The organism is Acrocarpospora macrocephala (genome assembly GCF_009687865.1).
GTDB classification, from domain to species: Bacteria; Actinomycetota; Actinomycetes; order Streptosporangiales; family Streptosporangiaceae; genus Acrocarpospora; species Acrocarpospora macrocephala.
This window is the reverse complement of record NZ_BLAE01000007.1, coordinates 160,113-173,905: the sequence shown is the minus strand read 5'-3', so window position 1 is coordinate 173,905 and position 13,793 is coordinate 160,113. Positions and strand designations below refer to the sequence as shown.

Genomic DNA, 13,793 nt, shown 5'->3' with positions numbered 1-13,793 from the left:
GGCCGGCCAGGTTTCTGCACCTTTAGGCGAGTGGAACCTGACGTGAAACTTTCCTGCGGTGTACGGCTATCGCCGCCCCGAGGGCGAGGGCGGCATACCCGCAGGTCACGGTCAAACCTGCCCATGGCGGGAGCGGGTAGTAGCCCCCGAGCAGTGACAGGTCCACGTCCACATGCGCGAACGTGGGGACGCTCTGCGTGATCGCGAACCCGGCGGCAGGGGTGATCATCAGCAGCCATGGCGCCAGGCCCGCGGTCGCCAGCAGGTAGGGCACGACGACCAGCGCGATGGCCAGCCCGATGGCGACGATGCCCCGCTTGACCAGCGCGGCGAGGCCCAGAGCCAGGACGGCGGCGGCCGCGGTCAGCGCCGCGTAGCCGACGATCACCCGCAGCTCGGTACCCAAAGTGATCGGCTGAATCGGGTTCTGATTGGCACGCAACATCGCCAGGCCGACAGGGACCACGACCCCCGAGGTCACCAGCCCCGCCACGAACGCGACCGCGCCGACCACCACGGCCTTGGCCGCCAGCAGCCGCGCTGGATGCGGCTCGGCCGGCAGGCCGGTCCCGATCAGCCCCCGCCGGTGTTCCGCCGTGAAGAACGTGACCGCCACCACGAGCACCAGGATCAGCCCCACAGCCCCGCCGATTAGCATGAGGTCAGCGCGCAGACCGCCCTCCACCGTGGCGGGCCCGATGTCCCCACCCCCGGTCACGAGGAGCTTGTCGCCGGACTCGACGACCCCGCCCGGGTGATGCAGGGTCTTGCCGTCGGGCCCCAAGGAGACGCCGACGTCGTCACGCCGCCACGAACCGTTCGCGCCCTGCAGCGTGATCTGGTCGAAGGTGGCGGTGGCCTGGGCGAAGGCTTTCGCCATCTCCCACAAGACGCCTGGCGAGGTGGCGAACAGCCCGATCTCGACCGTCTCCGGCAGCCCGGTCAGCCTGACCGTGCTGACCTCGGTCCACGTCTTGCCGTCGCCTGACTCGTAGCCGGTGAGAATGTCGCCCGACCTGGTCAGCCGCAGCCACAGGGGCCCCTGCACAGGACCGCCGGCCACGTCGTGGGTGAAGTTGTGCTGCATCCTCACGCCGTGGCTGCCGGTGATCATGACGGCGGCGTACGGTGTGCCCTGCGTGAGGCTCTGCCTGACCAGGAGCCCGGCCTTCGCCCAGGGCACCACGCCTTTCTTGACGTTGCGCACCCCGGGTACGGCGTCCGGCAGTCGCATCTGCCCGGTCATGTCCGACACGCGGGCGGTGATGCTGCCGTTCCCCTTGAGCGGCTGGTGCACGAAGTAGTACTTGTCCTTCACCGCCGTGCCATCGGGACCCACCAAGGGCGCGGGGCAGGGGCCCTCGCCTTTCCAGGTCACGCAAGTGCTGCGGGCGCCCCCGGCGATCAGCAGTCCGAGCGACACGGTGACCAGCACGGAGGCCGCCATGGACAGCACCCAGCCCCGCGCGGAGCGGAACTTGGTCCACTCCGCGCGCAGCAACTGAGGGAAGCGGTCCTGCCCGGCCCGCCGGCTGGATCGGTGCGGCGTGAATGAACTCATGCCGACGGTTGTACGCGGCACCCGGTTCCAGCCGGGTCGCAGCCGCTGCGACCCGGCTGGAACCGGGGATCTGGCATCGTTGCAGGCATGGCACCTCGACCCGGCGGCCCCGCCCGCACGACGACCGGCGGTCAGTGGCGGTGAGGGTCCTCGTCGTCGAGGACTTCGAGGTCCTCGCCCGCTCCATCGGAACCGGGCTGCGCCGCGAGGGCATGGCCGTCGACGTCGTCCTGGACGGAACCGCCGCCCTCGACCGCCTGGCCGCCACCCGCTACGACGTGGTGATCCTCGACCGCGACCTGCCCGGCGTCCACGGGGACGAGATCTGCCGGCGACTGGCCCACGGCCGCTGTGAGACCCGCGTACTGATGCTCACCGCCTCCGGCACGATCGAGGACCGCGTCGACGGGCTCAGCCTCGGCGCCGACGACTACCTGCCCAAGCCGTTCGCGTTCGCCGAACTGGTCGCCCGCGTCCGTGCCCTGGCCCGCCGCGCCACCCCGCCGCTACCGCCCACCCTGATATGCGGGGACATCACCCTCGACCCGGCCCGCCGTATCGCGTTCCGGGCCGACCGGCGCCTTGAGCTGAGCCCCAGGGAGTTCGCCCTGCTCGAATGCCTGCTCGCCGTACCCGGCCTGGTCATCTCCGCCGAAGAACTGCTCGAACGGGTCTGGGACGAGGCCGCCGACCCCTTCAGCAGCGCCGTCAAGCACACCATGCACCGGTTGCGGGCCAAGCTCGGCGACCCGCCCGTGATCGAGACCATCCGCGAAGGCGGCTACCGCATCGGACCGTCATGACCTCCCGAAAGCTCGCCAGAAGGTCTTTGCAGACGCGGCTCGCGCTCGCCTACGCGGCGGGCATCTACGCCGCCGGGGGCTTCGTGGTCGTATTCGTCGCCGTCCCGCTCGCCAGCATCCAGGCGGCCACCCCCACAGGCCACCCCTCATCGAGCGCGATCACCGAAACCGGGCCCGGGATCAGCCTGCCCCAACTCCTCGCCGGATCCGCCGTCGCCCTGGTCCTTCTGATTCCCGTCGCCCTGGCTCTGGGCTGGTCCGTCGCCGGCCGGTTCCTGCGCCCGCTGCGCGCCATCACCGCCACCGCCCACATCATCTCCGCCGGCGACCTCCACCGGCGCCTTGATCTCGGCGAGCCCACGGACGAGCTGACCGAGCTCGGCCACACGCTCGACGACCTGTTCGCCCGCCTGCAGGCGTCCTTCGACGCTCAACGCCACTTCGTCGCCAACGCCTCCCACGAGCTGCGCACCCCTCTCGCCGGCCTGCGCACCCTTCTTGAAGTCGCTCTCGCCGACCCCGATGCCGACACCGACACCCTGCGCTCGGCCTGCCAGGACGCCCTCGCTCTTGGCGAACACCAGGAGCGGCTCGTCCAAGCGCTGCTCGCCCTGGCCACCAGCGAGCGCGGCGTCACCCGCTGGGACACCCTCGACCTCGCCCACGTCGTCGAAGGAGTGCTCGCATCCCGCCGCGACCAAGCAACGCAGACAGGCATCGACCTCGCTGAACACCTGACGCCCGCAGTGACGGCCGGAGACCCGAGACTGATCGAAAGCCTCGTCGCCAACCTCATCGACAACGCCATCCGCCACAACCACGCAGGCGGGCACGTAAAGGTCACCACACAGACCTCCGGCACGCAGGTGGCCCTTACGGTCACCAACAGCGGGCCAGCCATCCCCGATGACCAGATCCAGCGTCTCTTTCAAGCCTTCCAGAAACTGGCGCCTGATCGTCACGGCCGCCGCGACGGCTACGGCCTCGGCCTCGCCATCGTCAATGCCGTCACGCAAGCTCACCACGCCACCCTCACCACCAGCGCACGCCCAGAAGGCGGCTTGTCCATCACCGTGCAGTTCGCGCACGGAAAACCTTCCCTAATGCCAGGTGCCGGCGTACAGAGGTCCTGGACAGACGGGACTTTCGACCGGTGTCGCGGCCGTTTCGGTGGAGTGTGATGAGTGAAGGCGCGTGGTGATGCGGGAGGTAGAACTCATGGCTGTACGTGCGAATGGCGGCGGTCGGTGTATTGGTGGCCGGGCGGGGTCACGAAAGCGGTGGGCGGATCTGACGGAGCGGCAGCGCGCGGCCATCCTGGTGCTCGCCTCGGTCGAGCTCTCCCTGACCGCGACCGCCGCCGTCGACCTGTTCTACCGGCCACAGGGCCGGTTGCGCGGCCGCAAGGCGCTGTGGTGGCCGGTTCTGGTCATCCAGCCCTTCGGCCCGATCGCCTACCTGATCATGGCCAGGAGGCGAAGCGGAGGACCGGCCGGGTGATCATCATCTCCGGAACCGGTACTCGCCGGTGGTCCAAAGGTCCCTTGGGAAAGTGACGTTCGCCCGCAGTTCGCGGTCGTGCCGGCAGGGTCCCATAGAAGGGGAACCCGAGCCTGCAGAGGAGATCATCATGGCTGGACTGGTCGTTGTCGGTCTGGACGGATCGGCGTCCGCTGCCCTGGCCGCCGACTACGCGGTGGACGACGCGGTGCGCAGGGGGGCGACTTTGAAGATCGTCCATGTACGCGATCCCTGGTCGGGCGATCTGGCGTTGCGAGGCCTGGACAACTTGACCGCGGCCGCCACCCGGCACGGGGAGGACATCCTGGCCGCCGCCAAGGAGCGGGCCCGCGAGCGAGTCCCGGACCTCGACGTGGTCACCAGGATGGTCACCGGCTCGATCGTGGAGCAGCTGAAATCCGAATCCGCTGAGGCTGACTGCCTCGTGGTGGGGAGCCGCGGCATGGGCGGCTTCGCCGGTCTGCTGCTCGGATCGGTGGGGCTGGGCGTGGCAGGCCACGTGCCCGGACCCATCGTGGTCGTCAGGCAGATGGCCCCGGTCTCGTACGGGGAGATCGTCGTGGGGTACGACGGGTCGGACCACTCCGAGGCGGCGCTGGAGTACGCCTTCGGCGAGGCGAGAAGGCGCGGAGCCGGTCTGAAGGTGATCTACACCTGGCAGGAGCTCATCTTTTCCCCTTATGCGATCGGTTACAGCCAGCTCCTGCAAGGCGTCTTCAACGATCGGGTGGCTGACGTCCACGACCGCCTGACCTCGTGGCGGGAGCGGAATCCGGACGTCAAGGTCGAGGAGTCGTTCCTCACCGGCCATCCGATCCCCACGCTGAACGAGGCGTCGCGTCTGGCCGACCTCGTGGTGGTCGGCTCGCGCGGGATGGGCGCCTTCGGCTCGGCGGTGCTCGGCTCGGTGAGCCACGGGGTCCTCCACGGCGCGTCGTGTCCCGTCGCCGTTGTCCGCCCGTACCAGGAGGAGCGATGACCACGCGCCCCCTCACCGCGGCCGACATCATGACCCGCGTCGTGGTGACGATCACGCCGCAGGAATCACCGCTGATGGCGTGGGAGGTGATGCGGCGTGCGAAGATCCACCATATTCCGGTCGTCGACGAGGGCCGCCGCCTGCATGGCATCCTCGGCCTGCACGAACTGGCGATGGGCTGGTCGGGCGCCATGAATGACCTGGCACAACGGGAAGCCCGCGATTTCCTGAACGACCGCAGGCTGCCCCGGATCCAGAAGGATCAATCGATCGCGTACGTCGCCGCCTTGATGCTCGACTCGGGCAGGGACGCGCTCCCCGTGGTCGACGAGCAGGGCTGGATTACCGGCATCATCACGACAATCGACATTCTCAAAGCAGTCGCCGGTCGGCTGGAAACGACCACCGGGACGGGACAGGTCAATTCCGCGATGTTCCGTATCGAAATGGTGAGCCCGGAATCGAATGATGAATCGGGCCGCCGTTAAAGGCGGTACTTCTGGACGAGCGCGTGGCCACAAGGTGCCGATGAGGCGAATCGCTCGCCGGCGCGATGGACAGCACGTGAGACGAAGGCCGAAAGTCCCCGCAAGGCGTGCCGGGCGGCACTCGTCCGGCACGCCGCCGGCCCCGATCGTGTGAAGGGACGAAGGTATCTCGGAGGTGTGTCATGACAGCCCGGACCGGCTGGCTCATGAGGCGCGTGCGCCTCTACCGCCCCGACAGGAATCCACTGCGACGCCCATCGGATCGGTGGGAGGCGCTGGTCGTGGCCCTCGCGATCGGCCTGGTGCTGTTGTCGATCTGGCCGGTCACCGTGGTGAGCGCCGCGGTCTACCAGCGCGGCCTGCGCGCTGAGCTGTCCGGATCCGGGGTCCGTGAATCCGTGACCGTGACTCTGGCGCGTACGCCGACGGGTGCTCTGCAGTGGCAGCGGGACGACGGTGCCCAGGTCACCGGCCTGGTCGCGCCCCGCGTCCAGGTGGTCGGCATGACGTACCAGGTGTGGGTGGATGCGGGCAACAGGGTGACTGCCCGGCCGCGCGACCACGCCGACACCATCATGTCGACCTCGGTCGCCGCCTTCGGACTGGAGCTCGGCGTGCTCCTTTTCGTGTGGCTCGGATACACGCTGGCCCGGTTCCTCCTTGACCGCGGCCGGTACGCCCAGTGGAGCGCGGCCTGGGTCGTGGCCGGCGAGCGCTGGCGCCGACCCCGCCAAACCTGAATCCGGTGATCACGATGCGAACCTACGCGGACGAACTCGGCGGCTACCTGGCCCGGATCGGCGCGATCGCGCTGCTGACCGCCGAGCAGGTAACCGTGACCGGGAGTCAGACTCGAGTGCGTCGTGAGGCGAGTTCGAACAGCCAGGTCGCCCGGGCCGCCTTCAGGCCGTACTCAGCGAGCAGGCACAGTGCCACGAGCAGTGCTGTCACGATGACCGGGTAGGCGACGGCGAGTACGGTCTGTACGGCCGGGCTCGCGTTCGACAGCTTTCCGATCAGGGTCACGTGCAGCAGGGCCAGGATCGGCATGTGGATGACGTAGATCGGGAGCGTGCGGCGGCCGAGCCAGGACAGGGCCGCGCCGATGTGGGTCCAGCGGGCCACCAGGGGGGCGGCGCTGAGGCCGAACACGGTGGCGATCAGGGAGACTGCCGTCCAGATCGTGGGGGTTTGCTGGGTGGCGGTGGCGGCCATGGCCAGCAGGGCGATCGCGTATACCGCGCCTATCGCGCCGGTTCGGCGCCAGGTGGTGTGCTGGGTCAGGCGTTCGATGTGCGGGCGCAGGTGCAGGCCGAGCAGGAAGAACACGAAGTTCTGGAGCAGGGAGCCGCGGTTGCCGGGGGTGGCGATCAGGTCGGCGGCGGCCACGACCGCCAGGAGGGCGGCGGCGCCGAGCAGGATGGGCACCGGCACCCGCTTGAGCGCCTTGGCGGCCACGAAGTAGAGGGCCAGCGCGTACAGGTACCACAGGTTGGGCGGGGTGATCGTGAGCTGTTCGGCGAATTGGCCGAGGCTGCGGGCGCTGAGGGTGTCGAAGCTGGGGGTGAACCACAGGATCGCGGTGTGGATGAGCATCCAGACCAGGTAGAGGTAGAGGAATTTGGCGACGCGGGAGCGCACGACCACCCGCCAGGGGCGGTGGAAGGCGCTGACCGCGAACATGCCGGAGATGGTGAAGAACAGCGGCATCCGCAGGGTCATCAGCTGGTCGCCGAAGAATCCCCACATGGCCGGGATCGCCCCGCCGATCTTCCAGTCCACCTGCAGGTAGTGCTTGTTGACCGTGTGCCAGAGCACGACCAGCAGGATGCAGACGCCCTTGGCGACATCCGCCCACACCGCCCGGGTCTTCGTGCTTTCGACTGTGGTCGCCGTTGCCATCTCCATCACGCCTTCCCGGTGAGTAGGGCAAATCTGTTCCGGTACGGCGACGATGAGGATGGCGGAATCCGCAATGCGGATAAGTACGCACACGCCTCAATTCACAAGGGTGGTCTTTCGCCGAATCCGAGGTTCTGAAAAGCCTTCGATCTGGGCATATTTAGAAATAGCTCCATCCGCCTTCAGTGAACTTTCAATCCCCTTGAAGCGAGTGATCGCCGATCATGATGTGCTGGACCGCGGATTTGGAGAATGCCGGAAGTGAACAAGATCGAGCAGATCCACCAGGCGGCGATCAGGAGCCTTGATCCGGCCTGGCGACTGGTCAGATGGTTATCACCCGTGAGGTGATGTCACGTTCCGCGTTGGATATCTAGAGTCCGACATATGACGGATGGTCCGCGAATGACCCTGCAGACGATGCTCGTGCTGGAAGAGATGCTGTCCGACCCGGCCAAGCGCCGCTACGGGCTGGAACTGTGCGAGAAGACGCGCCAGCCCAGCGGCACCATCTACCCGATCCTGGCCCGGCTGGAGCGTGAATTCGGTTGGATCGAACGCCGCAAGGAGTCCCCGGCCGAGCACCTGGCCCAGGGGCGCCGCGCCCGGTATTACTACACGCTGACCGAAGAGGGCGCGCTTCGGGCTCGCGCCGCCATCGAGCGAGCCGAGCGGTCCCGCGGACCGGCCGTGAACCTCCGGCCGGCGACGTCATGACCGGCCTGGTGGAGCCGCTGCTGGCCCGGCTGCCCGCCGAATTCACGGCTGCGGAGCGTGACAGGATCCAGCGCGCCTACGAGTTCGCCGCCCGTCGCCATGCGGGCCAGGTGCGCAAGAGCGGCGACCCGTACATCACGCACCCCGTCGCCGTGGCGGAGATCGCGATCGACGCCGGCCTGGACTGTGCCACCGTCTGCGCTGCCCTGCTCCACGATGTCATCGAGGACACCGGATGCGACGCCGCACAGCTCCGCGCGGAGTTCGGCGACGAGATCGCCACGCTGGTCCAGAGCATGACCGAGCTCGACCAAAGGCACGATCAGGCGGCCATCGACGCCGCGGACGACCGCACCCTCGCCCTGAAGGTGCTCGACCGGCTCCACAACATGCGCACCATCCAGCACCTCGACCAGGAGAAACAACGGCTGAAGAGTCGGCAGACGCTGGACATCGTGGCACCGCTGGCCGGGCGCCTCGGCCTGCGGGCCATCGCCGACGAACTCGAATCGATCGCACGCGACCGCCTGACCCACCTCCCCGGGGACACCGGCGCGACGTACCAGATGCTCGCCCTCGGCGCGCTGCTCCTCCCAGCGGCGGTCAGAGCGAGCTATCTGGACGAATGGCTCGGCGAGCTCGACGTGCTGCGGGACCGCCGGACCCGCACCCGCTTCGCGCTCAGGCTGGCCCTCAGCATGCCCGCTCTGGCTCTCACCCTGCGCCGCCCGACACGGCACACCCTGACCGTTCTCCGCTGGATCTTGCGGACAGACCTGCGCACCTGGACCCCGCTGACCGTGCTGCTCGGCTGGATGATCGTGGAGACCGCACGCAACAGCCTCGGCGACGCCGCGGTCATCCTGATCACCGTGCCTCCCGTCCTCCACGCCGGCGTCACCTGCCTGCGCAAGAAACTCGGTCTCGACCAACCAGACGAGCCCATCTGATTGCCTCAGATTCTCACCGCACCCGGCTTGCGGTCCTCGATCACGAACGACGCGAAGGTCGTCGCGGCCGCGTCCGCCCGGCTGACCGTCGGCACCATCCGCAGGTCGGTCCGCCATTCGTCCGCATTGAGCCGGCAGGTGACGTAGCCGCGGCGATCGCCGTCAAAGAACGTGATGTGCGGGTTCCACTGGATCATCGGCCCGTAGTACGGCCCGTACACCTCACCGTCGCCGTTGGTGCTGATGGAGGTGCCGACGAACTCCGTCGCCACGACCGGCGAGTCGGGATTGTCGAAGTCGCTCGTGATGTCGTTGACGAAGGTGGAGTGCCAGTCGCCGGCGACGAGCACGGGGTTGCGCACCTTGGCCGCGGTGAAGGTGTCGGTGATGGCCCTGCGGGAGGCCGGGAAGCCATCCCACGCGTCGTGCCAGATGATGTCGCCGGTCGGGCCGTCGTGGTCCAGGCGCGCCATCATCACGCTCGTCGCGATGACGTTCCAGCGGGCCTTGCTGTCGCGCAGCCCGTCGAGCAGCCACTTCTCCTGGGTGGCGCCGAGCATGGTCCCCTTCGCCGGGTCGTTGCCGGCGTCGCACGCCGGCGCCTCACCCCAGCCGCACGGCGGCGCCGTACGATACTGCCGCGTGTCGAGCACGTCGAGCTGGGCCAGGCGGCCCCAGCCGCGCCGGCGATAGAGCAGCAGCGATCCGTCCCGGCGCGGTAGCGACCGGCGGCCCACGGGCTGGTGCTCGTACCAGGCCTTGTACGCCGCCACGCGGGACGCGCTGATCGTGCCGTCGTAGTTCCCGGCGTAGTCGTTCTGGACCTCGTGATCGTCCCAGGTGACCAGCCACGGGAAGCGGGCGTGGGCGCGCTGCAGGTCCGGGTCGGACTTGTAGAGCGCGTACTGCATCCGCCAGCGGTCGAGGTCGGTGGGTCCCTCGCGCAGCACGTCCGGCGTCGGGGTCTGGCGCGCGCCGCCGTCGGCCGGGATGCCGTACTCGTACACGTAGTCGCCCAGGTGGATCACGAGATCGAGATCCTCCTCGGCCATGCTGCGGTAGGCCGAGTAGAAGCCGTGCGTCCAGTCCTGGCAGGAGGCGAACGCGAAGCTCAGCGCGCCCAGCGCGCCGTGCTCGCGCGGCGCGGTACGGGTGCGGCCCGCCTCGGAGACGTCGCCGCGGTAACGGAAGCGGTAGTAGTACTCCCGATCCGGCTCGAGCCCTTCGACCTCGACGTGCACCGAGTGCGCCAGCTCGGGCAGGGCCGACACCGTGCCCCGCTTGACGACCTTCCGCATACCCGCGTCGAGCGCGATCTGCCAGTCGACCGGCACCGGCCGGCTCGGCATGCCACCGTCGGGACTGAACAGCTCGGGGACGAGCCGGGTCCACAGCACCACGCCGTACGGCGTCGGATCGCCCGAGGCGACGCCGAGCTTGAACGGGTATTCGCCACCGCGGACGCGCGGGGCGGCGAGCGCACTGCCCTCCAGCGGCACCTGGCTGAAAGCCGCCAGTCCGGCGACGGCCCCGATTCCGCCGAGGAAACGGCGACGGTCCGGCCGGGACTGCGCAGCGGAGTTCGCGATCACGACCAAATGACATCGCCCCCCGCCGACCGCCCAGCATCTCCGGCATGACACAGAAACAGCGCCTCGCCGAAAGCCCGGTGAACACGGCACGGGCGTTCCGGACGGGACATCGGTGGCTTCGAGGGGGATTGCGCGAAGCCCGGTGTCAGGCTTGCGTTGTGAACGAATTTCGAGTGCCCGGGTTTGGCGAGGAGGCACGTGAGCGGCTGCTTGAGGACGTCCGCGAACGCGTGCGCCGTTACGCGTCCGGGGACGACCAGGCGGTTCTGTCGCCCGACGCGCTCAAGGTGACCGGTGAGCTGCTCGTCCACGTGCCGGGCGCCGCGCAGGATCTGGCGGTCGCCCGGGTGACCGGCCTGCTCATGTGGTGCCGCAGCGGTCACCGCGACGATGAGGACGACGATCGGGACCTCATCCCCGCCCTCGCGCTGCTGGCCCCGGTGTGGACGGCCGACCAGAGCCGGGTGCCGCCCGAACTCGCCGAGTTCTTCGCGACCGTGGGGCCGGGCGTGGTCAGGCCGTACGACATCTGGCACGGCCTCGCGCACACCCTGGCCGACCACACGGTCCAGACGGGCGACGCCGACGCCGCCGATCTGGTCGTTCGTCTCTTTCGCCGGGTCGTCGGCGCGATAGGGCTCGACGACGAGGAGTACGCCCCATGCCTGACCAACCTTTCCATCGCCCTTCAGCAGCGGTACGAATGCCGGGGTGACGCGGCCGACCTCGACCAGGCGATCGAGGCGGCCCGGCAGGCGGCCGCGGCCTTCCCCGGCGGAGACCCCGGCCGGCTCGTCGCCGTGGCATGCCTGGCGGTCGCGTACCGGCGGCGCTTCGACTGCGCGGGGCAAGGGGACGACCTCGACACGGCCGTGTCGCTGAGCGGGGAAGCCGTTGCGGCCACGCCGGTGGGCGATCCGGTCCGCGCCGACCGGTTGTCCAACCTGTCGGTGGCCCTGCGGTTCCGCGCCGAATGGACGGGCAGCGTCGAGGACGCGCGGCAGGCCGTCGACACGGCCCGGGAGGCGGTCGAGATGACGCCGGCCGGGCACCGGCAGCGTACGGCCCGGGCGTGCAACCTGGCCACCGCGCTGTACAGCCTCTATGAGGGGACCGGCGGATACGCCGAGCTGGAAGAGTCGGTCGCCGTCGCACGGCAGGCCGTGGCGGAGCCGGGCGCGACGGATCTGGTCCGCGCCGCCGCATATTTGAACCTTTGCGACAACCTCCGCGCGCGTTTCCGTTACACCAACGAATCGGCCGACCTGAACGAGGCCGTGGAGTCCGGCGAGGCGGCGCTGCGGCTCCTGCCGTCCGGGCGCCCCGAACGCCTCATGGCGCTGACCAACCTTGGCCTGGCGGCGCACTCCCGATATCAGCGCCTGGGCGTCGCCGGTGACCTCGATCGGGCGATCGCCGCGATGCGCGAGGCCGTGACCGGCTCGGGGAAACACGATCCGGATCTGCCGGGCCGGCTGTCCAACCTGTGCAACATCCTGCTGAGCCAGGCCGCCGGCACATCCGGGGGACAGGCGCACCTGGACGAGGCCATCGCGGCCGGGCGCCGATCCGTGGCGGTCGCGGCGGGCCACCCGCGCCGTGCGATGTACCTGTCCAACACGGCCGATGCCCTGCTGACCCGCTACGAGGCCACCCATGACGTCGCCGACCTGGACGCGGCCGTCGGCACGGGCGAGCAGGCGGTCCGGGCCTGTCCGTCGGCGAGCCCCTTCCTGTCCACCTGCCTCGCCAACCTGGCGGTCGCCATCCGTACCCGCTATGAGCTCACGGGCGACACCGGCGACCTGGCCCAGGCGGTGACGGCCGCACGCGGCGCGGCCCACGTGCCCGCGGGGCCCGCGGCCGTCCGGATTCGAGCCGCCGCACGGTGGGGAAACTGGTCGGCGAACGCCCAGGACTGGGCCGAGGGCGTGGCTGGGCTGGCCGAGGCGGTACGGCTGCTGCGCACCGTCGCGCCTCGTGACCTCCCCACGACCGATCAGGAATTCGAACTGGCCCGCCTCGGCGGCCTCGGCACGGACGCCGCCGCCTGCGCCCTGAACAACGGTGATCCGCTCGCCGCCGTCCAGCTGCTCGAACGTGGCCGCGGCCTCGTGCTCAGCCACGCGCTCGCCGGTGAGAATTCCGCGCAGCCACCGGAACAGTGGCCGGACGAGGTGGCGATCCGGGCGCTGGCCGCGCCGGGACCGATCGTCATGCTCAATGTGAGCCGCCTGCGGTCGGACGCGCTCCTGCTCACGCGCGACGGCTTGGACGAGCTCCGGCTGCCCGGGCTGACCCCGGACGCCGTACGCCACCAAGTGGGCCGGTTCCTCGTCGCACTGGAGACGCACCGGTCGCCGGAGTCCACCGAGGAAGAGGCGGTCGGGGCGGAAGCGGACCTGTCCGAGATTCTGGCGTGGCTCTGGGACACCATCGCGCATCCCGTTCTTGACCGCCTGGCGCGAATGGGCAGCCTGGCGCGAACGGACACGTGGGCGCCGCGGATGTGGTGGTGTCCCACCGGACTGCTGTCCCTGCTGCCTCTCCACGCCGCGGGACGGCACGACCCGGCGTCGCGGGAGAACGCCATGAACCTGCTGGATCGGATCGTCTGCTCTTCCGTGCCCACGCTCGCGGCGCTGGCCCATGCCCGGAGGCCACCGGAGCCGGCTCGTGATGTCGCGGAGATCATGGTTGTGGCGATTCCGGACATGATCGGAGCGCCGCGGCTCCCCGCTGCGGCCAAGGAGGCACGGCTTCTGGCCGACCTGTTCCCTGGCAAGGTCACCGCCCTTGTCGGTGCGGGTGCCACGCGCGCCGCGGTGCGGACGGCCATGCCTCAGCACCGCCGTGCGCACTTCGCCTGCCACACCAGAATCGATCTGGTGAATCCGTCCAAGAGCAGCCTGTTACTTACCGGCGAAGAAGGCGGCTCCTTGGCCGCGGTGGACCTCGCGCGGCTGAGCCTGCCGGGCGCCGAGCTGGCGTTCCTGGCCGCCTGCGAGGCCGCGCGCACCGGTCCAGCCCTGTCGGACGAGGCCATGCACCTGGCGTCGGCCCTGCTCGTGGCCGGCTTCCGGCAGGTGATCGCCACCCTGTGGCCGGTCATCGACCGTCCGGCTCTGCACATGAGCAAGGCGGTGTACGGACGACTGGCGGACAGTGACGATCTCAGCCGGCTGCCGTGGACGGTGCACGACGCGAACCGGCGGTTGCGCGACCGCTACTCCCGGCATCCTTATGCTTGGGCAGTGTATGTGCACATGGGCGCGTAGAG

12 protein-coding genes are annotated in these 13,793 nt (G+C 69.5%); 9 read left to right on the top strand and 3 right to left on the bottom strand.

The window, feature by feature from the left end; genetic code table 11:
* Positions 1-22: 22 nt before the first annotated feature.
* Positions 23-1,561, bottom strand: a complete 1,539-nt coding sequence (locus Amac_RS06550; protein ID WP_155353408.1) for a DUF1349 domain-containing protein — start codon at positions 1,559-1,561, stop codon at positions 23-25.
* A gap of 140 nt (positions 1,562-1,701) precedes the next feature.
* Between Amac_RS06550 and Amac_RS06545 the strand changes: the two genes are divergently transcribed.
* The 6 genes from Amac_RS06545 to Amac_RS06520 all read left to right on the top strand — a co-directional run bounded on the left by Amac_RS06545 (position 1,702) and on the right by Amac_RS06520 (position 6,092).
* Positions 1,702-2,364, top strand: coding sequence for a response regulator transcription factor (locus Amac_RS06545; RefSeq protein WP_155353407.1), 663 nt, complete (start codon positions 1,702-1,704; stop codon positions 2,362-2,364).
* Positions 2,361-3,545, top strand: coding sequence for a sensor histidine kinase (locus Amac_RS06540; protein ID WP_155353406.1), 1,185 nt, complete (start codon positions 2,361-2,363; stop codon positions 3,543-3,545). Before Amac_RS06545 ends, Amac_RS06540 begins: the two co-directional genes overlap by 4 nt.
* Positions 3,546-3,582: 37 nt before the next feature.
* Positions 3,583-3,864, top strand: coding sequence for a PLDc N-terminal domain-containing protein (locus tag Amac_RS06535; RefSeq protein ID WP_155353405.1), 282 nt, complete (start codon positions 3,583-3,585; stop codon positions 3,862-3,864).
* 130 nt (positions 3,865-3,994) lie between these two features.
* Entirely contained in the window at positions 3,995-4,864 is an 870-nt protein-coding gene (locus tag Amac_RS06530; RefSeq protein ID WP_155353404.1) for a universal stress protein, read from the top strand.
* Positions 4,861-5,352, top strand: coding sequence for a CBS domain-containing protein (locus Amac_RS06525; protein WP_155353403.1), 492 nt, complete (start codon positions 4,861-4,863; stop codon positions 5,350-5,352). The genes Amac_RS06530 and Amac_RS06525 overlap by 4 nt, the downstream gene beginning before the upstream one ends.
* 182 nt (positions 5,353-5,534) lie before the next feature.
* Positions 5,535-6,092 (top strand): hypothetical protein, encoded by a 558-nt coding sequence (locus Amac_RS06520; protein WP_155353402.1) that lies wholly within the window; start codon positions 5,535-5,537, stop codon positions 6,090-6,092.
* A 106-nt stretch (positions 6,093-6,198) separates the two neighbouring features.
* Here the strand turns inward: Amac_RS06520 and Amac_RS06515 are convergent, their stop codons facing one another.
* On the bottom strand, positions 6,199-7,254 hold the full coding sequence (locus Amac_RS06515) for an acyltransferase family protein (RefSeq protein ID WP_170322354.1): 1,056 nt from the start codon (positions 7,252-7,254) through the stop codon (positions 6,199-6,201).
* 405 nt (positions 7,255-7,659) lie between these two features.
* Between Amac_RS06515 and Amac_RS06510 the strand changes: the two genes are divergently transcribed.
* Together Amac_RS06510 and Amac_RS06505 are read left to right on the top strand one after the other, a co-directional pair.
* A complete protein-coding gene (locus Amac_RS06510; protein WP_155353400.1) occupies positions 7,660-7,971 on the top strand; it encodes a PadR family transcriptional regulator in 312 nt (103 codons plus the stop codon).
* Positions 7,968-8,921 carry an HD domain-containing protein gene (locus Amac_RS06505; protein WP_155353399.1) on the top strand — a complete coding sequence of 318 codons (954 nt, stop codon included), beginning with the start codon at positions 7,968-7,970 and terminating at the stop codon, positions 8,919-8,921. The genes Amac_RS06510 and Amac_RS06505 overlap by 4 nt, the downstream gene beginning before the upstream one ends.
* Before the next feature lie 5 nt (positions 8,922-8,926).
* On the opposite strand, the gene Amac_RS06500 is transcribed toward Amac_RS06505, so the two are convergent.
* The gene (locus Amac_RS06500) at positions 8,927-10,513 is read right to left on the bottom strand and encodes an alkaline phosphatase D family protein (protein ID WP_218040902.1); all 1,587 of its coding nucleotides are present in this window, start codon (positions 10,511-10,513) and stop codon (positions 8,927-8,929) included.
* Between the two features lie 158 nt (positions 10,514-10,671).
* Between Amac_RS06500 and Amac_RS06495 the strand changes: the two genes are divergently transcribed.
* Entirely contained in the window at positions 10,672-13,791 is a 3,120-nt protein-coding gene (locus Amac_RS06495; RefSeq protein ID WP_155353397.1) for a CHAT domain-containing protein, read from the top strand.
* Positions 13,792-13,793: the final 2 nt, after the last annotated feature.

Coding starts and splice junctions, on each gene's coding strand:
- Amac_RS06550 (WP_155353408.1), bottom strand. CDS start 1,561: ATGAGTTCATTCACGCCGCACCGATCCAGCCGGCGGGCCGGGCAGGAC.
- Amac_RS06540 (WP_155353406.1), top strand. CDS start 2,361: ATGACCTCCCGAAAGCTCGCCAGAAGGTCTTTGCAGACGCGGCTCGCG.
- Amac_RS06535 (WP_155353405.1), top strand. CDS start 3,583: ATGGCTGTACGTGCGAATGGCGGCGGTCGGTGTATTGGTGGCCGGGCG.
- Amac_RS06530 (WP_155353404.1), top strand. CDS start 3,995: ATGGCTGGACTGGTCGTTGTCGGTCTGGACGGATCGGCGTCCGCTGCC.
- Amac_RS06525 (WP_155353403.1), top strand. CDS start 4,861: ATGACCACGCGCCCCCTCACCGCGGCCGACATCATGACCCGCGTCGTG.
- Amac_RS06520 (WP_155353402.1), top strand. CDS start 5,535: ATGACAGCCCGGACCGGCTGGCTCATGAGGCGCGTGCGCCTCTACCGC.
- Amac_RS06515 (WP_170322354.1), bottom strand. CDS start 7,254: ATGGCAACGGCGACCACAGTCGAAAGCACGAAGACCCGGGCGGTGTGG.
- Amac_RS06510 (WP_155353400.1), top strand. CDS start 7,660: ATGACCCTGCAGACGATGCTCGTGCTGGAAGAGATGCTGTCCGACCCG.
- Amac_RS06505 (WP_155353399.1), top strand. CDS start 7,968: ATGACCGGCCTGGTGGAGCCGCTGCTGGCCCGGCTGCCCGCCGAATTC.